General features: G+C 69.2%; 18 protein-coding genes. 9 read left to right on the top strand and 9 right to left on the bottom strand.

Annotated features, from left to right (window positions below; all coding sequences use genetic code 11):
• Positions 1 to 1,509 (bottom strand): 30S ribosomal protein S1, encoded by a 1,509-nt coding sequence (gene rpsA / locus ACIHAO_RS05385; protein WP_125783201.1) that lies wholly within the window; start codon positions 1,507 to 1,509, stop codon positions 1 to 3.
• Positions 1,510 to 1,812: 303 nt separating this feature from the next.
• Here rpsA and ACIHAO_RS05390 point away from each other — a divergent pair, with 303 nt between their 5' ends.
• The 6 genes from ACIHAO_RS05390 to ACIHAO_RS05415 all read left to right on the top strand — a co-directional run bounded on the left by ACIHAO_RS05390 (position 1,813) and on the right by ACIHAO_RS05415 (position 7,843).
• Positions 1,813 to 2,664, top strand: coding sequence for a class I SAM-dependent methyltransferase (locus ACIHAO_RS05390; protein WP_396554893.1), 852 nt, complete (start codon positions 1,813 to 1,815; stop codon positions 2,662 to 2,664).
• The gene (locus tag ACIHAO_RS05395; protein WP_396554894.1) at positions 2,661 to 3,563 is read left to right on the top strand and encodes a GNAT family N-acetyltransferase; all 903 of its coding nucleotides are present in this window, start codon (positions 2,661 to 2,663) and stop codon (positions 3,561 to 3,563) included. The genes ACIHAO_RS05390 and ACIHAO_RS05395 overlap by 4 nt, the downstream gene beginning before the upstream one ends.
• Positions 3,564 to 3,595: 32 nt before the next feature.
• On the top strand, positions 3,596 to 4,525 hold the full coding sequence (locus tag ACIHAO_RS05400) for a GNAT family N-acetyltransferase (RefSeq protein ID WP_396555376.1): 930 nt from the start codon (positions 3,596 to 3,598) through the stop codon (positions 4,523 to 4,525).
• A gap of 155 nt (positions 4,526 to 4,680) precedes the next feature.
• Positions 4,681 to 5,376, top strand: a complete 696-nt coding sequence (locus tag ACIHAO_RS05405) for an ABC transporter ATP-binding protein (protein ID WP_396554895.1) — start codon at positions 4,681 to 4,683, stop codon at positions 5,374 to 5,376.
• Positions 5,373 to 7,268: a YhgE/Pip family protein gene (locus ACIHAO_RS05410; protein ID WP_396554896.1), complete on the top strand. Its 1,896-nt coding sequence runs from the start codon at positions 5,373 to 5,375 to the stop codon at positions 7,266 to 7,268. The genes ACIHAO_RS05405 and ACIHAO_RS05410 overlap by 4 nt, the downstream gene beginning before the upstream one ends.
• A complete protein-coding gene (locus tag ACIHAO_RS05415; RefSeq protein WP_125795332.1) occupies positions 7,265 to 7,843 on the top strand; it encodes a TetR/AcrR family transcriptional regulator in 579 nt (192 codons plus the stop codon). Before ACIHAO_RS05410 ends, ACIHAO_RS05415 begins: the two co-directional genes overlap by 4 nt.
• A gap of 64 nt (positions 7,844 to 7,907) precedes the next feature.
• On the opposite strand, the gene ACIHAO_RS05420 is transcribed toward ACIHAO_RS05415, so the two are convergent.
• The 7 genes from ACIHAO_RS05420 to polA form a co-directional block, all read right to left on the bottom strand.
• A complete protein-coding gene (locus tag ACIHAO_RS05420) occupies positions 7,908 to 8,231 on the bottom strand; it encodes a CU044_2847 family protein (protein ID WP_125783214.1) in 324 nt (107 codons plus the stop codon).
• A 10-nt stretch (positions 8,232 to 8,241) separates the two neighbouring features.
• Positions 8,242 to 9,531 (bottom strand): ABC transporter substrate-binding protein, encoded by a 1,290-nt coding sequence (locus ACIHAO_RS05425; protein ID WP_396554897.1) that lies wholly within the window; start codon positions 9,529 to 9,531, stop codon positions 8,242 to 8,244.
• The gene (locus ACIHAO_RS05430) at positions 9,528 to 10,616 is read right to left on the bottom strand and encodes a hypothetical protein (RefSeq protein WP_396554898.1); all 1,089 of its coding nucleotides are present in this window, start codon (positions 10,614 to 10,616) and stop codon (positions 9,528 to 9,530) included. Before ACIHAO_RS05430 ends, ACIHAO_RS05425 begins: the two co-directional genes overlap by 4 nt.
• Positions 10,613 to 12,028, bottom strand: a complete 1,416-nt coding sequence (locus tag ACIHAO_RS05435; RefSeq protein WP_396554899.1) for a VWA domain-containing protein — start codon at positions 12,026 to 12,028, stop codon at positions 10,613 to 10,615. The genes ACIHAO_RS05430 and ACIHAO_RS05435 overlap by 4 nt, the downstream gene beginning before the upstream one ends.
• A 10-nt stretch (positions 12,029 to 12,038) precedes the next feature.
• Positions 12,039 to 14,282, bottom strand: a complete 2,244-nt coding sequence (locus tag ACIHAO_RS05440) for a tetratricopeptide repeat protein (RefSeq protein ID WP_396554900.1) — start codon at positions 14,280 to 14,282, stop codon at positions 12,039 to 12,041.
• Positions 14,279 to 15,883: a serine protease gene (locus tag ACIHAO_RS05445; RefSeq protein ID WP_396554901.1), complete on the bottom strand. Its 1,605-nt coding sequence runs from the start codon at positions 15,881 to 15,883 to the stop codon at positions 14,279 to 14,281. Before ACIHAO_RS05445 ends, ACIHAO_RS05440 begins: the two co-directional genes overlap by 4 nt.
• Before the next feature lie 241 nt (positions 15,884 to 16,124).
• Positions 16,125 to 18,866: a DNA polymerase I gene (polA, locus tag ACIHAO_RS05450; RefSeq protein ID WP_396554902.1), complete on the bottom strand. Its 2,742-nt coding sequence runs from the start codon at positions 18,864 to 18,866 to the stop codon at positions 16,125 to 16,127.
• A 208-nt stretch (positions 18,867 to 19,074) separates the two neighbouring features.
• Here polA and ACIHAO_RS05455 point away from each other — a divergent pair, with 208 nt between their 5' ends.
• Both ACIHAO_RS05455 and ACIHAO_RS05460 read left to right on the top strand, forming a co-directional pair.
• Positions 19,075 to 19,503, top strand: a complete 429-nt coding sequence (locus ACIHAO_RS05455) for a PaaI family thioesterase (RefSeq protein ID WP_125795325.1) — start codon at positions 19,075 to 19,077, stop codon at positions 19,501 to 19,503.
• A 259-nt stretch (positions 19,504 to 19,762) separates the two neighbouring features.
• On the top strand, positions 19,763 to 20,731 hold the full coding sequence (locus ACIHAO_RS05460) for a LysR family transcriptional regulator (protein WP_396554903.1): 969 nt from the start codon (positions 19,763 to 19,765) through the stop codon (positions 20,729 to 20,731).
• Here the strand turns inward: ACIHAO_RS05460 and ACIHAO_RS05465 are convergent.
• Positions 20,697 to 21,509: an alpha/beta hydrolase family protein gene (locus tag ACIHAO_RS05465; protein ID WP_396554904.1), complete on the bottom strand. Its 813-nt coding sequence runs from the start codon at positions 21,507 to 21,509 to the stop codon at positions 20,697 to 20,699. The two genes, ACIHAO_RS05460 and ACIHAO_RS05465, sit on opposite strands and share 35 nt — an antisense overlap.
• A 464-nt stretch (positions 21,510 to 21,973) precedes the next feature.
• On the opposite strand from ACIHAO_RS05465, the gene ACIHAO_RS05470 reads away from it, so the two are divergent.
• Positions 21,974 to 23,128: a branched-chain amino acid ABC transporter substrate-binding protein gene (locus ACIHAO_RS05470; RefSeq protein ID WP_396554905.1), complete on the top strand. Its 1,155-nt coding sequence runs from the start codon at positions 21,974 to 21,976 to the stop codon at positions 23,126 to 23,128.
• Positions 23,129 to 23,231 lie beyond the last annotated feature (103 nt).

The following is a 23,231-nucleotide window of genomic DNA, read 5'->3' on the forward strand; positions in this document are numbered from 1 at the left end:
TCAGGCAGCGCCGCCCGAGAGCTTCTCGCGGAGAGCCGCGAGCTGCTCGTCGCTGGCGAGCGTGCCGCCGCTCTTGGCCTCGGCCGGAGCGGAGGTGTAGCTCTGCTCGCCCGAGTCGCTCGAGGAAGAGGTGACACCGGTCGCGGCGTCCGCAGCGGCCTCGGCGTCGGCCTCGGCGGCCTTGACGACCTGCTTCATGTGAGCCTCGTAGCGGGTGTGAGCCTCGGCGTACTGACGCTCCCACTCCTCACGCTGCTTGTCGAAGCCTTCCTGCCACTCCTGGGTGTCCGGGTCGAAGCCTTCGGGGTAGATGTAGTTGCCCTCGGCGTCGTACTCGGCGGCCATGCCGTACTGAGTGGGGTCGAACTCGGTCTCCGGCGTGACGCCCTCGTTCGCCTGCTTCAGCGACAGCGAGATGCGACGACGCTCGAGGTCGATGTCGATGACCTTGACCATCACGTCGCCGTTGACCTGGACGACCTGCTCCGGGATCTCCACGTGGCGCTCGGCCAGCTCGGAGATGTGCACCAGGCCCTCGATGCCCTCTTCGACGCGCACGAACGCACCGAACGGAACGAGCTTGGTGACCTTGCCCGGCACGATCTGGCCGATCGCGTGGGTGCGGGCGAACTGACGCCACGGGTCTTCCTGGGTCGCCTTCAGCGACAGCGAGACGCGCTCGCGGTCCATGTCGACGTCCAGAACCTCGACCGTGACCTCCTGGCCGACCTCGACGACCTCGGACGGGTGGTCGATGTGCTTCCAGGACAGCTCGGAGACGTGCACCAGGCCGTCGACGCCACCCAGGTCCACGAAGGCACCGAAGTTGACGATGGACGACACGACACCCTTGCGGACCTGGCCCTTGGCGAGCGCGTTGAGGAACTCGCTGCGCACCTCGGACTGGGTCTGCTCCAGGTAGGCGCGGCGGGACAGGACCACGTTGTTGCGGTTCTTGTCCAGCTCGATGATCTTCGCCTCGAGCTCGCGGCCGACGTACGGCTGCAGGTCGCGCACACGGCGCATCTCGACCAGCGACGCGGGCAGGAAGCCGCGCAGGCCGATGTCCAGGATGAGGCCGCCCTTGACGACCTCGATGACGGTGCCCTTGACGGGCTCGTCCTTCTCCTTGAGCTCCTCGATCGTGCCCCAGGCGCGCTCGTACTGCGCACGCTTCTTGGACAGGATCAGACGGCCTTCCTTGTCCTCCTTCTGGAGGACCAGGGCTTCGACCTCATCGCCGACGGTGACAACCTCAGCCGGGTCGACATCGTGCTTGATGGAGAGCTCGCGCGAGGGGATGACACCCTCGGTCTTGTAGCCGATGTCGAGCAGGACCTCGTCACGGTCAACCTTGACGATGGTTCCTTCGACGATGTCGCCATCGTTGAAGTACTTGATCGTCTTGTCGATCGCTGCGAGGAAATCTTCCTCCGACCCGATGTCGTTGATAGCGACCTGCGGGGCCCCAATGGGGGCGGTCGGGGCGGTGGCGGTGTCGGTCGTCATTAGGCGGGTTGCTCCGGTGGATGGGAAGTAGTGGGTTTGCGGTTAGGGCACCATGGGCTCTCCGGCATGAGGTGACCGCACAAGCAAACGTCCACAGGGAACGACCGCGAGCATCACCGCATCCGGTGCGCGACCCCCTGACCCGGACGCTGAGCGAACCGGGGGAAAGAGTAGCGCGAACCCACTGCGCTAACAGATATCCTACGCGGCCCCCTGTACACGGCACAATCAGGGTCGCCCCCGCGATCACGGCGGGCGGATAAACTGTCCGGCGAAGCCCTGACCTGGGGAAAGGATATCGGTTTGAGCCAGCAGTCCGCCACCGAGCCCGAACGGCACGCAGAGGCCGAGGAGCGGCTCGGCACCGCGGGGGTCGCCTACCGGGCGGTCTCCGCCCCCGAGGCGACGGCCGCGAACCTGGCGTGGTGGGACGCCGACGCCGACGACTATCAGGCGACCCACGGCGGCTTCCTCGGCGACGCGGACTTCGTCTGGTGCCCGGAGGGCGTCCGCGAGGCCGACGTGGCACTTCTGGGTGAAGTCGGCGGCAAGCGGATCCTCGAGGTCGGCTGCGGGCAGGCGGCGTGTTCGCGCTGGCTCGCCGCGCAGGGCGCCGAGGCGGTAGCGACCGATCTGTCGGCGGGCATGCTGCGGCACGCGAGGGAGGGCAACGAGCGCACCGGCACCCCCGTGCCGCTCGTACAGGCGACGGCGGAGTCGCTCCCGTTCGCCGGCGCGAGCTTCGACGCGGCCTGCTCGGCCTTCGGCGCGGTCCCGTTCGTGGCGTCGGTGGACGTCGTGTTCGCCGAGGTCCACCGGGTGCTCAAGCCGGGTGCCCGCTGGGTGTTCTCGGTGACCCATCCGATGCGCTGGATCTTCCCCGACGACCCCGGTCCGCAGGGCCTCACGGTCACCCAGCCGTACTTCGACCGCACGCCGTACGTCGAGGTCGACGAAGAGGGCGTCGCGACCTATGTCGAGTACCACCGCACCATCGGCGACTACGTCCGCGCGCTCGCCGACGCCGGTTTCGCGCTGACGGACCTCATCGAGCCCGCCTGGCCGGAGGGGCACTCCCGCACCTGGGGGCAGTGGAGCCCGTTGCGCGGCAAGCTCTTTCCCGGCACCGCGATCTTCTGCGCCCAACGGGGATGACGTCGGCGGCGGAGCGGCAACGGGCGCGGTTCGCCGCGCTCGACCCGCTGCTTCCGTCGCCGCCCCCGCTCCCGCCCGGCGAGCCCCTGGAGGCAGGCGGCGCCATCGGGACGATCGCGCACGTACGGTTCGCCGCGGGTTCCTGGCAGCGGCTCTGGGGTCCGGCACATCTCCAGATCCTGTCGGCGGTCCTGCCCGCCGACGCCGGCGCGGGAATGAGCGCGCTGCTGTCCGCCTGGCGTGACCGGATCGCGCTCGCCGACGCCGAACCCGATTCGGCGTGCACGGTCACCTGGCCCAGCCGGGACGTCGCCGTCATGCGAGCTTTTCTCGACCACGGGCTCGCGCCGCAACTGGCGCTGGCCGTCCGCGCGCCCGCCAAGGGCGACGCGCACACCGTGCCCGGCGTGACCGTCCGGGAGTCCTCCGGCGGCGACCTGGAGGAGATCGTCGAGCTCCGGTTCGAAGAACTTCGCTACACCTCGTTCGTCGGCCACGGTGTCGTCCGGCCAGGGGCCAAGGCGCTGCTCGCGGAGGAGGTCCGGCGCGGCCTGCAGTTCGGCGGCCGCGTCTGGATCGCCGAGGAGGAAGGGATCACGGTGGGGATGGTGACCAGCGGAAAGCGCTCCCCGATCCCCGGTGACGCGCTCGCCGGGCGGCTGCCGCCGGGCGAGTGGGGCTATGTCGGGACGCTCGCGGTCACCGGCGCCGCGCGGGGCCGCGGGATCGGGCGCGCGCTGACCGCCGTCGCGCACGACGAACTGTTCTCGCCGTCGCTGCGCGGTACCTTCGTCTCGTACAATCCGGCCAATCCGCTTTCCCCCGTGTTCTGGCACCGGCAGGGTTATCGTCCACTGTGGACGACGTGGGCGGCGGGGCCCGCGGCGGCCCTGCGGTAGCGGTGCCCGGCGCGGTCGACCCTGGGGACGGGATGGAAATCGAGAAGAAGCTGCTCGACGCGCACCGCGCCCGGTTCGCGGCGATCGACAGGCTCCTGCCCGAAGCGGCTCCGCCCCCGGTCGTCGGCGAGCGCGTGGACGCCGCCACGTCGTCGGGCGTCCAGGTCACCGGCGTGGTGCAGCGGCAGTTGCACGGTCCGGACGACGTCCCCCTGCTCTGGTCGGCCGCCGACGTGCGGCAGCTGTTCCCGTTCATCGGCGGCACCGGCACCGAGGGCATGGACGTGCTGCTGCGCGCGTGGCGGACGTGGATGGACGCCGAATCCCCCGGCGAGGATTCGTCGTGCGTGGTCAACTGGCCGAGCCGGGACGCCGAGGCGATCCGGGCCTTCCTCGACCACGGCCTGGTGCCGATGTCCGCGCTCGCCGTGCGCACCGACCACCGCCGCGAAGACCCGGCAGGCGACGGCGTGGCCGTCCGCCGGGCCCGGTACGCGGACTTCGACGACGTGCTCGCGATGGCCGTGTCGACCCACGACTACATCGGCCAGGTCGCCACCCGGCACCGCTCGAACGCCGCCGAGCTGCTCGCCCCGGCGCTGGAACGCGCGCTCGACAAGGACGCTCCGCTGTTGTGGCTGGCCGAACGGGACGGCACGGTCGCCGCGTTCGCGCACGCCGCCTGGGTGATTTCGTCACCGGGGTCGGCGGAGGCCGAACTGCTCCCCCACGGCCGCTGGGGATACGTGAACAACGTCGTCACCGTGGCGGGCCTGCGCGGGAGCGGGCTCGGCCGCGCCCTGATGTCCGTGGTGCACGAGGAGTTCGCGGGCGACGGCGCGGACGGCACGTACCTCTACTACAACCCGACCAACCCGCTCTCTTCGGTGTTCTGGCACCGGCAGGGTTATCGTCCACTGTGGACGTCCTGGGAGGTCCACCCGGCTTCGGCGCTGCGCTGATCGAAAGGCACGGCGAGTCGTCCGGTTTGCGGAGGTTTCGTCACTCTTGCGTGTGACATGGGCCCCCCACGGTTGTATACCTCCCAGGTCAGGGCTAACTTTTGAACTGACCAGTCAGTTTAAAGTTCCGCGAGTCACCGACCTGGGAGTTCTTCGTGCGGGTTCAAGCCGACAGGGTGTCCGTGACCGGACCCCACGGCACGTTGCTGTCGCCTACTTCGCTCACGGTTTCGGGCGGTGAGCTGGCGATCGTGCACGGCGAGCCAGGGGTCGGCGTCACCGCCTTCGGGCTGGCGCTGGCAGGCAGACTGAAGCCCGCCACCGGAACGGTGACCGTCGAGGGCGGCGACCCGCGGAAGGTCGTCGCGATCGTCGACTCCCCCGGCGTGAGCGACCCGGACGGCGCGTTGTCGCTGCAGGTCGTCGTCGGCGAGGAACTCGAACTCGCGAAGCGCCCGGCGAACAAGGCCGCCGTCGCGAGCTGGCTGGCCGAGCACGACGCCGCCGCCTTCGCCACCACCCGCTTCGAGAACCTCGAAGCGGTGACGCGCACCCGGCTGCTCACCGCGCTGGCCGCCGGCCGTGAGGGCGTCGGCGTACTGGTGCTCGACACCCCGGACAGGCACACCAGCGACGTCGACAGCTGGGCGACGCTCGCCCGCGAGCACGCCGAGCGCGGCCTCGCCGTGATCGTGCTGACCGCCACCACCCCGGTTTCGGCCCTGCCGGAGAAGCCCGCTCGGTGCGGCGCTCTCGAGCAGCCCGCCCCCGTGCGTTGCGCACCCGTCGAGGCGGAGGCCGAGCCGGACGAAACCGAAGAGACCGCGAAGACTTCAGGAGACCAGGAATGAACCCCGTCCGGATCGCCGCGAACGAGCTGCGCCGGCTGAGCAGCGGCACCCTGCCGAAACTCGCCATGGCCGCGCTCGTCCTGGTGCCGCTGCTGTACGCGTCCTTCTACCTTTACGCGAACTTCGACCCGTACTCGCGCCTGGACAAGCTGCCCGCCGCCGTCTTCACCTCGGACGCCGGTTCGAAGGACTCCGCCGGCGCGGAGCGCAACGTCGGCCGCGAAGTGACCGACGAGCTGGTCAAGTCCGGCACGTTCCAGTGGCACGAGGTCTCCCCCGAGGAGGCCGCCAAGGGCGTCCGCGACGACAAGTACTCGTTCGCCATCGGCATCCCGCGTGACTTCTCCGCGGCATTGCTGTCCTCGGGCAACTTCCAGCCCCAGCAGGCGACCATCACGCTGACCACCAACGACGCCAACAACTATCTGTCGGGAACCATCGCGAAACAGGTGGCCGAACAGGTCCGCAAGACGATCGCGGAGAAGGTCGGCAGCGAGGCGGCGGACAAGTTCCTGGTCGGTTTCTCCACGATCTACGGCAAGATCCAAGAAGCCTCGACGGGCGCTTCGCAGCTCGCAGACGGCGCGGGCAAGCTCAAATCGGGTCAACAGCAGCTGGCCGACGGCGCCTCCCAGCTCGCCTCCGGCAGCTCCCAGCTGGCGACCGGGCTCGGCACCCTGAAATCCAGTACCGCCCAGCTCCCTGCGCAGACGAAGAAACTGGCCGACGGCGCCGGTCAGGTCGCCGACGGCAACCAGAAGGTCGCCGACGCGGCCTCGCTCGCGGCGACGGCCTCCGGGGACATCCAGGCCAAACTCGACGGCTACCGCACCCAGCTCGCGCAGGACCTGCGCGACGCCGGCCTCCCCGAGACGAAGGTGCAGGAGATCCTCAGCCGCCTCGACACCCTCCGGTCGCCGGTCGACCAGGCGAACACGAAGATCCAGGGCGCGAACAGCCAGCTCATCCAGCTCGCCTCCGGCGCGCGGCAGGTGTCCGACGGCGCGCACCAGCTGGCCTCCGCCACGCCGCAGCTCACGAGCGGCATCGCGCAGGCCGCCGACGCTTCGGTGCAGATCCGGGACGGCGCCGCGAAGCTGAACGACGGCGAGAAGACCGCGGTGACCGGCACGAACCAGCTCGCCGACGGCGCCGTGCAACTGCGCGACGGACTCGCCGCCGGGCTCAAGGAGATCCCGAACCCCGACGACCCCACCCGCGCGGCGACCGCCAACACCATCGCCGACCCGGTCGCGGTCAACTCCTCCGGCGTCGCCTCGGCGGGCACCTACGGCGCGGGGCTCGCCCCGTTCTTCATCTCGCTCGCGACCTGGATCGGCGCGTTCGTGCTGTTCCTGTTGCTGCGCCCGCTCTCGACCCGCGCGCTGACCGCCGGCGCGTCGCCGTTCAAGGTCGCGCTCGGCGGCTGGCTGTCCTCGGCGCTGCTGGGGATCGCGCAGGTGATCGTGCTGTTCGGCGCGGTGACCTGGCTGGTCGGCATCGATGTGGCACATCCGCTCGGCGCGATCGGGTTCGCCATCCTCGTCTCGCTCACCTTCACCGCCGTGGTGCACGCGCTCAATGCCTTCTTCGGTGCCGTCGGGAAGTTCCTCGGCCTGGTGCTGCTGGTGCTGCAACTGGTCAGCGCGGGCGGCACGTTCCCGTGGCAGACCATCCCGGACGCGTTGTACCCGTTGCACATCGTGCTGCCGATGGGTTACGCGATCGACGGGTTCCGGCACCTGCTCTACAGTGGCGCCTCGATGGAGATCCTCGGTGACATCGGTGTCCTGGTCGCGTATCTCGTCGGCGGGATCCTGGTTTCGACGCTGGCGGCGCGGAAACGACGCACCTGGACGGTGTCGGCGCTGAAACCCGAGCTGGCGTTGTGAGTCCCCGGGGTGAGGCGACGAAGCAGAAGTTGTTCGAGGCGACGCTGAGGCTGTCCGCCAGCCGCGGCCTCGTCGGGCTGACGGTGGACGACATCGCGGCCGAGGCGAAGGTCGCCAAAGGCACCGTCTACTACAACTTCGGCAGCAAGGACGGTCTTGTCGACGCGCTGCTGCGCTACGGCGTCGGCGTGCTCGCGGACCGGCTGCGCGCGGCCACCGGCGACGGCGACCCGATGGACGTGATCGAGTCGCAAGTGGACGGTGCGCTGGAGTTCATCGCCGAATACCCCGGTTTCTCGCAGATCCTGGTGAGCGAGATGTGGCGCACGCCAGGGACCTGGCACGAGACGCTGACGCTGCTGCGCGAGGAGATCATCTCGATCGTGCGCGATCAGCTCCACCGGCTGGACGCCGCCGGGCGACTGCCCGACGGCGTCCAGATCCCGACGGCCGCGGCCGGGTTGTTCGGCACGATGCTGGTGGTCGCCCTCGACTGGCAGGTGTTCCAGCCGAAGCGGACGCGGGCGGACGTGCGGGAATCGGTGATGGTGCTGGTCCGGGGCCTCGGGCGTTAGCCGTAACTCGCGTGCTTGAAGCCGTAACTCGCGTGATCGGACTCGTAACTCGCGTGATCGGGGTTCAGGCTTCGGTGTCCCGGGTCCACTTGAGCTTGACCTCGAAGTTGCCTTCCAGGCCCGTTTTCGCGATCACCGCGCCCGCTTGAGCGGTCAGCTTGACGCCGAACTTGAGCTCGACCTCGTCCGGTCCCCTTGTCATCGACCGGAAGGTGTCCAGTGCCGCCGTGGCCGCCTCCTTCACGTTCGCCAGCGCCGCCTCGAACGACCCTTTGGCGTCCTCGACCAGGTCGTCGCGCCGGGAGACGCGGGAGGTGCCGGGGACGGGGTCGATCTCGACGACCACCGAACCGCCGCCTTCGAGCGGGAACCGAGCCAGGTCGTTCACCGATGCTCCTTCACTGTCCACAGGGGATCTTCAACCATTCGCCCGGCTGGATGCTCTTCCGGACGTCTTCGAGTTGTTTCAGCAGGGTGCCCAGCCGGTCGCGGTTGCTCAGGTACTCCAGGACGGCGCGGTGGAAGGCGCCGGTCATCGTCGCGGGCATCAGGTCCGAGGCGTCGAAGCACAGGGCGGACGCCGAGGTGATCCTGTCCGCGACCCGCCTGCTCACCTGATCCGGATAGACGTCGAGGCCGAGTTGCCGGTTGGCGGAAAACGCGTTCGCACGGGGAATCGACGGCCAGATCCGCTGTGCCTTCTCCGAGGCCAGGAATTCGATCAGCTTCCGCGACTGGGGCGTGTCCTGGAACATTCCGGCGAGATCGGCGGCGACCTCGGAGACGTCGCGTCCCGGGAAGGACAGGAAGTCGAAATCGGTGCCCGGCTTGGGGAACGTCCCGTCCGCTCGCTTGAAGTTCTGGTAGCGGCTCATGATGAACGACGCCTGGTGTTCCAGCGCGCAGCCCGGCGGCTCGGCGAACATCGCCTTGCCCGCGTCGCCGAAGTCGGTCAGCAGCGCGGCCGCGGTGCCGCCGCGGATGGCGGCGGGCTCGAGCACGGAACCCCAGTCGCGCCAGGCCTGTTCGACCTCCGGCGAGGTCCACGGCAGACCGCCGGACGCCCATTGCCGGTACTTGTCCGGTCCCGCCGAGTGCAGCAGGATGTCCTCGATCCAGTCGGTCCCCGGCCAGCCCGAGGCCGGCGGGGCACCCATCCCGACGCACCATGGCGTGCCGCCCGCCGCGGTCAGTCCGGCGGAATACGTGCGAAGCCCCTCGAACGTCGTCGGGCGGATCCCGGTCAGCCGCGCCGGGTCGTACCAGATCAGGCTCTTGAGATCGGCCTTCACCGCGACGGCGTACAGCTTCTGGGTGCCGATCTGCTGCAGGGTGACCCATTGCGAGCTGAACGACCGCGTCACCGCGGCGGAGAGGGCGTCGTCGAGCGGCAGCAGATCGCCCGACTTCTGGTACTTCGCCAGCACCCCGGCGTTGGGCAGGACGGCCACGTCCGGCGGCGTACCGCGTTGGACGTCCGAAGCCAGCACCTGGTCGACCGCGCGGGTGCCTTCGTAGAGGTAGTCGATCCCGGTGTCGGCCTTGAACGCGTCCAGCACCTGCCGGAACGCCTTCTCCTCCTCCCCTGTCCAGGACGCGAGTACGACGACCGGCCCGTCGTCCGCCGACGCCGAACAGCCGCCCGCGACGAGCGAGAGCGCCATCAGCACGGCCAGCAGGCGGTTCACGGGCGGTACCGGTATTCGTCGATCCGGGCGTGCAGCCCGAGCAGGACCAGCGCGCCCGCGAGCAGGGTGCCCGCCGGGATCAGGAACTCCCGCCCGCCGGATTCGGCCGCTGCGGAGGCGTCGGCCGCCACCGCCTTCGCGCCCGCGGTGGTCACCCGGGTGTTGTCCGTCGCCACCGTGGTGGCCTGCCGTGCCCGCGCCCGGAACTCGTCGACGGTCACTCCGCATCCCTGCTCCTCGTCGCAGTACTCGGCCAGCAGGTCGGCGAGCCGTCGCTGGCCGGCGTCGTCGGCCGCCTTGATCTGCGCGGACCGCGCGGCGGCGACGCCGTCGAGCCGTTCCCCGACCGAGTCCAGGCGGTCACGGCTGACCAGGGTGAACACCAGGGCGACCCCGATGGCGGCGATCAGCGCGGTCGCCACGAGCAGCGGGACGTTCGCCACGCGGCGGAACCGTTTCCGCAGATACAGCTGGGTGAGCACCAGCAGCACCAAGAGGGCGAGCACCGGCAGCAGCCAGAGCGGAAGCATCGCGGGGCTCATCCCGGTGGCCGACAGTTGCCGGTTCAGCGCCTCGCGCTGCCTGACTTGCAACGCTTCCAGCTCCTCCAGGACACCGCCCGCGGCGTGCAGGAGCCGTGAGGCGTGCCAGAGGTCGACAGCGCCGAGCACGGCGGCGTCCGGCTGACGGAAGTGCACGTCGGCCTGGCCGATGGAGCCCGAGTAGGCCGCGACCTGGCTTTCCACCACCTGCAGCGCGTTACCGCCCGCCTCACCCGCCTGGTTGAACTCCGCGACCCTCGCGAGGCTCTGGCTCGCCAGCGCCAGCTGGTTCGAGTATTCCTGCCCCGGACCGGCGAGCCTCGCCTCGCCGGAGGCGAAACTCGTGATCGCGGCGGCGTCGGCGGCCACCAGCGCGGCGCGCGCGGCGGTCACTTCGAGTACCGCCTGCGCGCTCCGGTCGCGGACGGTCTCGGCCGTCTTCTGGACGTTCTGGAACGCCCACAGCGAGACCACCAGGACCGCGAGGGTGAGCGCGAGCAGGGCGGTGCGGAGCCGGACCAGCCGTACGCGGGTCGCCGTCACGAAACCGCCTCGCCGAACGGTCTTCCGCACCCGACGCAGAAGTTCGCCCCGGCGGGGGAAAGGGCGGGACAGCCGGCACAGGCGACCGGTGACGCGTCGGGCATCGGCCGATCTTCCTGCGGAAGGGCGATTTCCGAAACCCTCGACGGGATGACGACGTGCAACGCGTGGCTGCGTGTCGCGTCCGGGCGCAGGCGCACGACCCCGTTCTCCGCGTCCACGATCTCCACCACCCCCGCGAGACGGGTGAGTGTTTCTTCGTCACCCGCGGCGGTGGCCAGCGCGACCGCCCGGCCCCACTCCCGTTCGGCCCCGGCCCGGTCACCCGCCGCGTAGGCGTCACCGCCCGCGGTCAGCGCCTCGCCGAGATCGGCCTGCGCCGCGTACTTCGAGACCATCGGGTGAATCAGCGTCGGCGGGATCGGGTCGTGGGTCCATCGCCCAGCGATGGCCAGCGCGTCCTCCTCGATCGTGGCGCCGGGAACGGGGACGAGTTCCGTCCACGCGAGCTGACGGTCCTGCCCGTGGCTGGGTTCGAGGTCCGGATCGAGATCGAGGATCAGCTGGTAATCCCGCGTCTCATCGCTCGCGAACGAGCCGAGCGAGAGCTCCAGTTCGCGGACGGCGACCTCGTGGCACCGGTCGGTGAGGTCGTACTCGTCCGGGAACACCTGCTTGATCGACCGCAACCTGCTGAACGGCATGGTGCCGACACGCAGCCGGACCTCGGGCAGCACCTTCGTCATCGCGTTTTCGATCAGCTGCCGGAAATCCTCCGCGAGTTTGTCGTCCTCGACGACGGAGTCGACGTTCCCTCGCAGCACCCGGCCGATCTGGGTGAGTTCGGCGGGTTCCCAGCCGTCGCCGATCCCCCTGGCGTCGCAGACGAACCGGCCCTCACAGCTGTTCAGCACACTCATCAGGTCGGCCCTGGTCTGCGAATCGTTGCGGCCGTCGGTGAGCAGGATCGCGTGGCGGACGGCGTCGGGTGCGCCTTCGAAAAGGTCGCGCGCCTTCGCGAGCCAGGCGCCCATCGCGGTGCCGCCGACGGCCGCCAGGTGCTCGACCGCGGCGCGTGCCTCCGCCCGGGTCGCCGCGGAGGCGGTCACCAGGCCGTCCTCGGCCGGGTAGATCATCTTCGCGCGGTCGGTGCCCTGGATGACGGCGAACCGCACGCCGTCGGGAAGGACGTCGATGGCCGCCACCGCTGCCCGTCGTGCCTCGCCGATCTTGGTGCTGGGGAAGCGCATCGAACTGGAGCAGTCGATCATCAGGACTTCGGCGGCCGTCCTGGCGACGGACGCCTCACCGCCTCGGGAGACCACCCGGACGATCGCCGTCATCGCCCGGTCCCGTTCGGCCAGGAACTTGTTCTGATGCACCTCAAGACCCAGACTCGGCTCCCCGCTCATCAGTCCCCCTTCACACCAAGGTCACCGATCTCACCGAGTTGGCGAGGTCGATCAGCACGTCGTGCGCTTCCGGCGCGGGCGCGTGGCGGGCGAGCCGCCGGTACGACTTGTCCAGCACGGTGCGGGCGCCCGTCTCGTCCGCCCGCAGGATCTCGCCGCCGGTGATCCCGTCCTGCCCGAGGAGCACCGCCGCCAGTCCCGTCTCGCGCACGGCCGTCACCAGCCGGTCGAGGGAGTCGCCGTCGAGGTCCAACGCGGCCAGCCGGACCACGGCGTCGTCGAGTTCGGCCGACGACGGGAAGTCCACCGTGCCCGGCATCGGCGCGGACAGCACCCGCACCCCGGCGATCCGCGCGGCCTCGTCGTAGCGAGAGAACTCCGGGACCTGGTCGAGGATTTCGACGGCGGCGGCCCGATCACCCCGCTGCAACCGGACCCGCGCGAGCCCGAACGCCGCGCTGACCTGGGACCGGTCCCGAACCCACAGGGCGTCGTAGTACCGCTCGGCGGCGGCCGCGCCGTTGAGGTGCTCTTCGCAGAGGCCCAGCGCGAGTTTCGGCGGCTCCTCGCCGGGGATGTCGCGGTACACGGCGGTGAACTTCTCCTTGGCCGCGGCGAAATCGCCCGCGCCGAGCGCGAGCAGGCCCCGATGCCACGCCACCCGCCAGTCATGGGCGGCGCGCTCGCCGAGCAGCCGTTCGGCCTCCGCCACCGCCAGTGCGCCCTCGATGGTCGCACCGAGTTCCAGCTGTGCCCGGCACCGGCGGAATCCGACCTCCACCGAACCCGGCACCTTGTCGAGTTTCTTCAGCAGCCGCCCCGCGTCGGGGGCCCGGACGGCACGGAGGAAGTTCGCCTGCGGATCGTCCGGATCCTCACGCGGCACCGGCAGGCCGAGGGCGATCTCCGCGGCGGCCGGGCGCGCGCCGAGCGAGACCGGTGTCCCCCGCGTCCAGTGCTCCAGCGGCGGCGCCTGGCCGAGTCCCGCGTCGAGCAGAACCGCCCCTTCGGCGAACAGTGTCGATCCGGCGGGCCGGGATTGCTTGTCCCGCAAGGAAAGGATTTCGCTGAGCACGCCGTCGAGCTGGGCCAGCATCTCGCGGGCGGTCGCGAACCGCTGCTCGAACGGCGCGGTCGCCCGGTCGAGGACGCGGATGAACGATTCGATGCCGAACCGGACGCCGCGCGCGTCCGTGGTGACCGACCAGCCGTCGCTGGCCTGGAAGAGTTCCCGCAACGTCACGCCGACGGTGTGGATGTCGGACCGGACGGTGAGGCCGTGTTTCGCCCGTTCGCGCGGGGTCACCTGATAGTGCTCGGTCCCGACGGTCGGGCTCTCGTCGTCGGAGATCTTGCGGATGGCGCCGAAATCGATGAGCTTGATCCGCTTCTCGCCGTGGATCACGTTGTCCGGCTTCATGTCGCAGTACAGCAGGCCCTCACCGTGCAGGTAGTCGAGCGCGGTCAGGATCTCGCGCCCGTACGCCACGACGTGCTCGACCAGCAGCCGCCCTTCGCTCGAATCCAGCCCGGCCCGGCCGCGGTTCTTGATCTCCCGCAAGGAAAGCCCGTCGACGAACTCCATGACGATGTAGCGGAACGCCGCATGCTCGACCACGTCGAGGATCCGGACGACGTTCGGATGGTCCAGCGCGGTGAGCACCTGGCTTTCGGTCTCCGCGATCCGCACGGCGGCGGTGTTGTTCGTGTTGATCAGGCCCTTGAGCGCGACGTACCGGTCGCCGAGCCCGGAATCCGTTGCCAGATAGACGAAACCGAGTCCACCGCGCGCGACGCAGCCGAGTACGTGGTAGCGGCCGTCGACCACGTCACCCGCCGCGAGCTTCGGCGAGAAGGAGAACGGCGTCCGGCAGACCGGGCAGAATCCCTCGGTGGGCGCGGGCCCGCCGCCGATCGAGCGGCCGACCGGGGTGGCCGTGCACCCGTGCTTGCCGCAGAACCGCTCCTCTTCCGGGACATGCGGTTCGGTCAGCAGGCGGCCCGCGAGGTCGGGCAGTTCGACGATCGGGAGCGGAACCCGGTCGTCCGCGGTCGCGTGGCCCGCGATCTGCTGGGAGCGGGTGACCACCGTGCTGGTGATCCGAGTCGGTGCCTCACCGGGACCGGGGATGACCAAGGTCGGCTTCTCCCGCGGCGGGGGCTCTTCGGGTGTTCCGGGCGGCAGCCCGCAGATCTTGCAGAAGCCGGTCTTGCCGAGCATGCCAGGGCAGCCGTCGTGTCCGCAGGCCGTCATCCGTCGATCCGTTTCCGTACGGTGTCCGCGTATCGCTCGACGGCGGCCGCCGCGGCCGCGAGGTCGCACGGTCCTTCGAAGAGCGTCCGCCACGCGGGGGCGTAGGCGGCATCCAGTTCGACGTCTTCGACGAAGCCACTGTTACGGGCCATTTCCCCGTACGCGTCGAGCCGGGCGCGCAATTCCGCGCGCCGGGCGAGATTCTCGTCGAGAAGGCGGCGGAAGTCGCGGGCGCGGTCGATGGTCCTGGCGACCGCTCGCTCGCAGACCGGAAGCTGCCGTTTCACCCACTCGGAGTCGCCGTCCTGCTCCGCGGACCGCAGTTGCGTCAACGCGCCTGTCAGCCGTCGCGCCTTGGCATGGACTTGCGGGACCTCGGTGAAGCGGGGCGCATCACCCAGATTGTCCTTCTCCAGCCGGGCAAGTTCACCCAATCGGATTTCCAGCAGGGCGAGACGGCCCTCGATGTCGTCGTCGCCGGCGGGCAGCACGTCGGTGCTCGACCGGACCACACTCACCCCCGGCGAGGTCTCCTCGCGGAAGGCCAGCGCGAGCCGCAGCCCGAGTTCGTGCGCGCGCTGGGCCAGCGGCACGAGCACGTCGCCGACGAGTTCGTCGGGTTCGGCCGCTTCGTCGATCCCGTAGACGACGACGGTGCGGCCGGACCCGTGACGGCCGGCGGGCGAGTCCGCGGCGACGTCGAGCCGGTCGGAGATGCGGCGCCGGACCTCGTCCGCGGTCTTGCCGACCGCGTCGACGGCGAGCGCGACACTGCCCACGGGCGGCACCGTCGGCCCGGTCGCGCTCCGGCCCGCTCCGTGTTCGCGGTCGGCGAGGACGACCGCGCGCCGCAACGAGGCGGCGACGGCGGAATCGTCCTCGCCCATGATGATCACCCGGACGTCCGCCTGGCCGTGGCCGCCGAGCCAGCGGGCGAATTCTCGCGCGAACAGCACGTCCATCGCGGGCGTCGCCGGGTGCTGGACGAAACCGGGGTCGATCGCGGGGCTGCCCTCGGCCCAGCGACGCAGTTCCGGCAGGTAACCGAGCATGGTCTCGACCGGGATCATCCAGGAGACGCGGGCTGCCTCGGTCGCGTACCGGGTCGCGACCATGCCGACGACGTGCCCGGTCTTGTCGGCGATCACCGCGGAACCGCTGAATCCGTGGGTGATCGGCTCGGTGTCGGGAGTGCGGTGCAGCTGTACCCGTTCGAGACCGTGGCCGCCGTCGCCGACGACGGTCGCCAGCGACCACATGCCGTCCGAACCGGACGGGAAGCCGAACGCGCGGACGCGCTGGCCGTCCTCGAGCGCGGTCCGGTGGAGCGGGGCGCCGGTGATCTGCTCCTCGGGGTCACGCAATCGGAGCAGCGCGATGTCCCCGCCGTCGTCGCCGATGGGCGCCGCCTGCGCGACGATCGTCGCGATTCCCGGCTCCACACCGGGAAGCGCCACGAAATCCACCGCGACGCCGTCGTGGCCTTCGATCACATGAGCGCAGGTGAGGAGGTGTTCACCGTCGAGCATGGTCCCGGCGCCCAGGATCCGCCCACGATGATCGCGCAGCCGCACCCGCCAGCGTCTGCGCTCGGAAGTCACGCCGAAGACCCTACCGATCGTGAGTGGTAATGACGGCTCTGACCGTCATTACCACTCACGAGGCCTAATTGTCTGGTGGTGAACCCGCGTCCGCGACCGACGTCGGCAGGGCGCTACCTGATCATCCACGTCCCGGTGGCAGGCAAAGGCGCCCTGCCACCGCGATAGCGGGGCCTTCGGCCGGGGCGGGTTCAGCGTTCGATCCTGTTTCAGGGTCCGTCTTCAGCTCCGCCAACAGGCTCTAATGCGCTGCGTCGTTCCAGGACCGTCCGTACCCGACCGAGACCTCCAGCGGCACGGCCAGTTCGTAGGCAGAGCCCATTCCCTGGCGCACCAACGCTTCCAGCTGCTCGCGCTCGCCGTCGGCGACTTCCAGGACGAGTTCGTCGTGGACCTGCAGCAGCACGCGGCTCTTCAGCTTCGCCTCGGTCAGCGCCTTGTGCACGTTGAGCATGGCGACCTTGATGATGTCGGCCGCGCTGCCCTGGATGGGGGCGTTGAGCGCCATCCGCTCGGCCATCTCGCGGCGCTGCCGGTTGTCGCTGTTGAGGTCCGGCAGATAACGACGGCGGCCGAAGATCGTCTCGGTGTAGCCGACCTTCGCCGCGTCACCCACGACAGAGTGAAGGTAATCGCGTACGCCGCCGAAGCGGGAGAAGTACGCCTCCATTTGTTCCTTGGCGTCTTCGGTCGAGATCCGCAGCTGCTGCGAAAGCCCATACGCCGAAAGCCCGTACGCCAGGCCGTACGACATCGCCTTGACGCGGAAACGCAGTTCCGGCGTGATCTCCTCCGGCGGCAGCGAGAACGCGCGCGACGCCACGAACGTGTGCAGGTCCTCACCGCTGTTGAAGGCCTGGATCAGGCCCTCGTCCTGCGAAAGGTGCGCCATGATCCGCATTTCGATCTGGCTGTAGTCCGCCGTCATCAGTTCGGTGTATCCGTCGCCGACGATGAAAGCGTCGCGGATGCGGCGGCCTTCCTCGGTGCGGATCGGGATGTTCTGCAGGTTCGGGTCGACCGAGGAGAGCCGTCCGGTGGCGGCGATCGTCTGCAAAAGCGTCGTGTGGATGCGGCCGTCGTCGGCGACCGACTTGATCAGGCCCTCGACGGTGGTGCGCAGCCGGGTCGCGTCCCGGTGCTCCAGCAGGTGCTGCAGGAACGGGTGCTCGGTCTTCTCGAACAGGCTCTGCAACGCCTCGGCGTCGGTGGTGTAACCGGTCTTGGTGCGCTTGGTCTTCGGCATGCCGAGCTCGTCGAACAGGATGACCTGGAGCTGCTTCGGCGATCCGAGGTTGACCTGCTTGCCGATGACCGCGTACGCCTCTTCCGCGGCCTGCGTGACCCGGTTGAGGTAGTGCGCTTCCAGATCGGTCAGATGCTCGATGTCGACCGCGATCCCCGCCGCTTCGAGCCCGGTGATCACCTGCAGCAGCGGCAGTTCGAGCTCGGCGAGCAGCTGCGCGCCGCCGAGTTCTTCGAGTTCCTTGGTCAGCGCGCCCGCGAGCTCGGCGACCGCGCGGGCCTTGACCAGCTCGGCCTGGATCTCCTTCTGCTCCATGTCCTCGGCGCCGCCGTCGAGCAGCGAAAGCTGCCCGTCCCCGGTGTCGGCCTCGGAACGCAGCTCGCGGTGCAGGTACCGCAGGGCCAGGTCGTCGAGCTCGAAGGTGCGCTGACCCGGGCGGACCAGGTACGCCGCGAGCGCGGTGTCCATGACGAGCCCGGCGAACGTCCAGCCTCGCGCCCGGACGGCGTGCAGCGGGACCTTGAGCTCGTGGCCGATCTTCTGGATCTTCGCGTCGGCGAGCCAGGCCGTGAGCGCCTTGTCGTCCTCGGCGTCCATCGCTGTGACGTCGACGTACGCGCCTTCGCCATCCGCGGCCGCGAAGGTGATGGCCTTCAGATCCGCGCGGACCGAAGCCCCGGTGGTCCGGAACGCCAGGCCGACCGGCTGGTCCTGGCCGGTGTGCGCGGACAGCCATTCCGTCAGCGCGCCCGGGGCGAGCTTCGAGCCGCTGACCTCGAAGCCCTCTTCGGCCTCGGGCTCGGCACTCTGCAAAGTGGCGAAGAGACGGTCTCGCAGGACGCGGAACTCGAGCTCGTCGAACAGCGCGTGCACGGCCTCGCGGTCCCACGGGCGCAGTTCGAGCATGGTCGGGCCGAGCTCCAGCTCGACGTCGCGGATCAGCTCGGTGAGCTGGCGGTTCAGCATGACCGCGCCGAGGTGTTCGCGCAGCGCGTCGCCGACCTTGCCCTTGACCTCGTCGACCCTGTCGATCAGGTCGTTGAAGGAGCCGAACTGCCTGATCCACTTCGCGGCCGTCTTCTCGCCGACGCCCGGGATGCTGGGCAGGTTGTCCGAGGGGTCTCCGCGCAAGGCGGCGAAGTCCGGGTACTGCGCCGGGGTGAGGCCGTACTTCTCCTCGACCGCCTCCGGGGTGAACCGCGTCATCTCCGACACGCCGCGCTTCGGGTACAGCACGGTGACCTGGTCGGTCACCAGCTGGAGCGCGTCACGGTCGCCCGTACAGATGAGGACGTCGAAACCTTCGGCGGTCGCCTGTGTCGTGAGCGTGGCGATGATGTCGTCGGCTTCGTAGTTCTCCTTGGTCAGCGCCGGGATGCCGAGGACCTTCAGCACGTCCTCGACCAGCCCGACCTGGCCCTTGAACTCGTCCGGCGTGGCGCTGCGGTTGGCCTTGTAGTCCTTGAACGTCTCCGAGCGGAACGTCTTGCGGGAGAGGTCGAACGCCACGGCGAGGTGGGTCGGCGCCTCGTCGCGCAGCAGGTTGATGAGCATCGAGGTGAACCCGAACACCGCGTTCGTCGTCTGCCCGGTCTTCGTCTTGAAGTTCTCCGCGGGCAGCGCGAAGAACGCGCGATACGCCATCGAATGGCCGTCGATCAGCAGCAGTTTGGGCCGCTCGGCCTGTGCGGTGACGGGTGTGGCGTTGGCAACGGTCGTGTTCTCACTCGGGCTCACGGGAGCGAGTCTAGGGTGAGGGTCTGACAGTTCTCCTGTCGTGTCGGTTGCGGGCTGTCGGTGACGCCGCTCGGCCCTCTCGGCACCGGAAACCGCCAGGCCCCGCGATCGGGGCGGCAAGGCGTCCTGAGGGCAGGACGTGAGAAAAACTCGATAACGTGCGCCCCGGCGACGCGGTCGCGGGTTCACGAATGTTAAGGAGCGCTGCGTGACCGAACAAGCCCTCGAATCCTTCGCCGGGATCGACCCGGCCTTCGCCGGACAGCAGCTCAACGACAAGCTCGGGCTCGAAATCAGCGAATTCGGTCCCGAACGCGTCGTGGGCAGCATCCCGGTCGAGGGCAACCTCCAGCCGTACGGCCTCCTCCACGGCGGAGCGAACGCAGTCGTCGCCGAGGCGCTCGGCTCGATGGTGTGCGCGCTCAACGCCGGCACCGACAAGGCGACGATGGGCCTCGAACTCTCCTGCACCCACCACCGGGCGGTCCGGTCCGGACGGGTGACCGGGGTCGCGACCCCGGTGCACGTCGGCCGCGGGACCGTCACCGCCGAGATCGTGCTGACCGACGACCAGGGGCGCCGGTCCTGCACGGCGCGGCTGACGTGCGTGGTGCGGGAACGGCCGCCGGGCGTCTGAGCCTGGCCGGCTCTCGAAATGTCATGAAAGGGTCGTTCAGGACGTTTTTTGTCCTGAACGACCCTTTCATGACATCGGTGACCGCCTGCTGGAAGTCCGTGAGGGCCCCCTTCACTACCTTGAGGGTAGGGAAGGAGGCCCTCACTACGTCCGGAGGCCAGCGCCGGGGCCGGAGGTCGGCGGTACGCGCCGGAGGTACATGAAGGGGTCCTTCCTTGCGTCTAAGTACATGAAGGGGTCCTTCACGTACTTTGAGGGCGTGGATCTCGACACGGCTCAGGTGCGGGCGTTCGCCGCCGCCGCCGACCACGGCCATTTCGGTCGCGCGGCAGAATCTCTGTTCCTCACCCAGCAGGCGCTGTCGAAGCGGATCCGGAAGCTCGAGGACGCCCTGTCGGTCCAGCTCTTCCGGCGCACCAACCGGTCCGTCGAACTGACCTCCGACGGTGACCGCTTCCTCCCGCACGCGCGCGAGCTGATCCGGGCCGCGGACGCCGCCGTCGCCGCGATGGGCCTGCAGGACCGCCCGCCGCGACTCGACGTCATCGACCCGCGACTGTCCCCGTTGTTCATGCTGCGGCGCATCGCCGAGCGCGACCCGGCCCTGGCGGTCGAACGGGTCGCCGGGCGCGGGCTGGCCAACGCCCTCGATCCGCTGGTCCGCGGCGAGATCGACCTCGCGTTCGGCCGGGTCGCGGACCTCGGCCGCGAGGTGCCCGCGGAACTCGATCATCGGCTCGTCCGGCTCGAACCGCTGGTCGCCCTTCTCGCCCCGGAACATCCGCTGGCGAGCAACGAAACGCTGAAACTGCCGGATCTGCGGAGCGACGGTATCTGGATTCCGCAATTGGGCGGGCCGATCGAATGGCTTTCTTATTTGCAACGCCTATGCAAAGAATTCGACGTCCCGATCGACGACTCCGGGGTCAGCTACGACCTCCGGCACACACTGGAACAGACCCGTTACGGGAAGCAGCGGGTGACCCTCGCCGGCGCCGACATGGACCTCGCTTCCGACCTCAATCTGCGCGTCCTGCCCTTCGAGCCGTCGCCGCTGTTCCCGTGGTCGGTGGTGTGGCGGCGCGGCGAAGGCCCGGCCCTGCGGCGCCTGCTGGCGCTCGCGGGCCGGACCAGCCACGAAGAAGGTTGGTGCGCCTACGATCCCGCGCGGTCCTGGCTGCCGGACGACGACCTCAGACAGCTAGGTGCCGGGCGAACCAGCGCGTGAGCTCGGCGTCGACCAGCTTCGCGTGGTCCGTCTGCGGAGCGGGTTCGAGGCCGGGCGTCTCGGCGAACCCATGCGCCATCCCGGGGATGGTGACGAGTTCGGATCGCCGCTCCCCCAACGCCTTGTGCAGGGCTTCGGCCGGTTCGGTGATCGAGACGTCATCCTCTTCGCCGATGACGAGCAGCACCGGCGCGGTCAGTTCTTCGGCCCGCCGCACGTAGTCGTACTCGTTCGCGACCGCGCGGGACCGGTCCGACCAGTGGTAGGTGACGTCGTAGACCCGTTCGTTCGCCGCGATCACCGGCGCCAGCTGCGTCACCGGGTTCACCAGCGCGGCCGCCGCCACCTCGATCTCGGCGTGGGTCAGCATCTGCAGTGCGACCGCGCCACCCTGCGAACCGCCGGCCAGCCCGACCGGACCGTCCTCAATGGACAGGCGCGAGCGCAGCTCCGCCACCGCCGCCGGGAACTCCGCCTCGACCTGCTTGGTGAGCGGTTCGACGACGTTGAGCACGTTGTCCTCGCTCGCGAGGCGGAAGAACCCCTCGAAACCGCCTTCGGGGAACCGTTTCCCGGTCAGTGGCAACCCGAGGTGCACGCGCCACGCGTGCAGTCCGCGCATGGGCAGCGCCGCCGCCATGGCCGCCTCGCTGAACGGCGCGCCCAGCAAATGCCAGGTCAGCACCAACGGCGCCGGACGCTCCCGGTCCGACGGCGGCAACGCCACGAACGGAACTCCCGCGGCCACGCCTTCGATCGCTTCGACGCTCATCGTCATGTTCTCCCCTGTCCTCGTTTTCGGCTCTGGAGACAGCTAATCGCGAGGTCAGGGCCGAGATCCAACAGCCATTCGGACCGCGACGACAACCATCGGTTGTCACGCGCAAGAGAAGCGGGGGCACGGTTGACGCCCTTTGGGGCAGCATTGCTACGACGAACGGCCGCCCACGAAGGAGCTGAAAAAGCGCAAGATACGCGGCCGAAACATGATCATTACCCACGAGCATGATCGGCGTGGTACCGGTGAATCCCCAGCGTGACCAGCGGAGACTCGCCAACCGGCAACATTCGCCTTTTCGTGCAATTCGTTCTGGTTTCGACCGTCACGATGTGGACACAGAGTGATGGGCGTCTGGGCAGATCATGGCGTAGGGGGATATCTTCCTGCCCTAACCTAGCCCCTGTGTCGGGGGCAACGCCTACCGGCGGCTGGTTGGTCATGGGAGGTAGTCGGTGTCAGGAGTGCGTTTTGGACGGGTTTTCGCCGTCGCGGCGGCTGCGTCGCTGGCGCTGGCGGGCTGTGCAGGCGGCAGCAGCTCGTCCGGCAGCGGTGACAGCAGCACGCTGAAGATCGGGTTCATGGGTGACCTCACCGGTGAGAACTCCGGGATCGTGATCCCGCCCCGCAACGGAGCGAAGCTCGCTATCGACGAGTACAACAAGACGAACCCGGCGACGAAGCTGGAACTCAAGGAGTACGACAGCCAGGGCAAGCCCGAGCAGGCGACGTCGCTGATCGCGACCGCCGTCGGCCAGGACAAGATCACCGCGCTGATCGGCCCCGCCTTCTCCGGTGAGTCGAAGGCGATCGGCGGTCAGCTGGAGCAGAACAAGATCCCGAGCGTCTCGCCGTCGGCCACCAACGCGGGTCTGTCCTCGAACGGATGGAAGTACTGGCACCGCGTCGTCGCGAGCGACGCCAGCCAGGGCCCGGCCATCGCCAACTTCCTCATCACGGCGAAGTCGCCCAAGAAGGCGTACATCATCTCGGACGACCAGGAATACAGTGTCGGCCTGGCCGACAACTTCGAGAAGACCTTGAAGGAGAAGAACGTCCCGTCCGAGCGCGACAAGTTCGCCAAGGACGCGTCGGACTACTCCTCGACCGTGCAGAAGGTCAAGGCCGCGAACCCGGACATCATCCTCTTCGGTGGCTACTACGCCCAGGGTGGCCGTCTGCTCAAGCAGCTGCGTGACGGCGGCGTGACCGCCACCTTCGCGACCGGTGACGGTTCGCTCGACGCCCAGCTGGTCAGCGGTGCGGGTGCCGCGGCCGCCGAGAAGGCCGTCGTCGGCTGCCCCTGCAACATCCCGGACGCCGGCTCCACCGACGAGTTCAGCACCAAGTACAAGGCCGCGTACAACGTCGACCCGGCGATCTACTCGAGCGAGGGCTACGACGCCGCGACCGCCATCATCAACGCGGTCAAGGCCGGCGCCACCACCTCGGAGAAGATCAACGAGGCCCTCAAGACGATCGACTTCAAGGGTGCCTCGAAGCAGATCAAGTTCAAGGAGAACGGCGAACCGTCGACGGACGCGATCAACATCTACCAGGTCACCGGTGGCGTCCTCAAGAACCTCGGCGTCTCGACCGAAGCCAAGCTCAACGGCTGACGGAGCAGATAGGAACACCTAACGGAAGCGGGGGCGCTGTGCAGGCACAGCACCCCCGCTTCCCGCAAATGTGGCGAAAGAAATCCTCGCCCCGTCCCGTAAG

Source organism: Amycolatopsis sp. NPDC052450 (assembly GCF_044547565.1).
In the GTDB taxonomy this organism is placed as follows: Bacteria; Actinomycetota; Actinomycetes; order Mycobacteriales; family Pseudonocardiaceae; genus Amycolatopsis.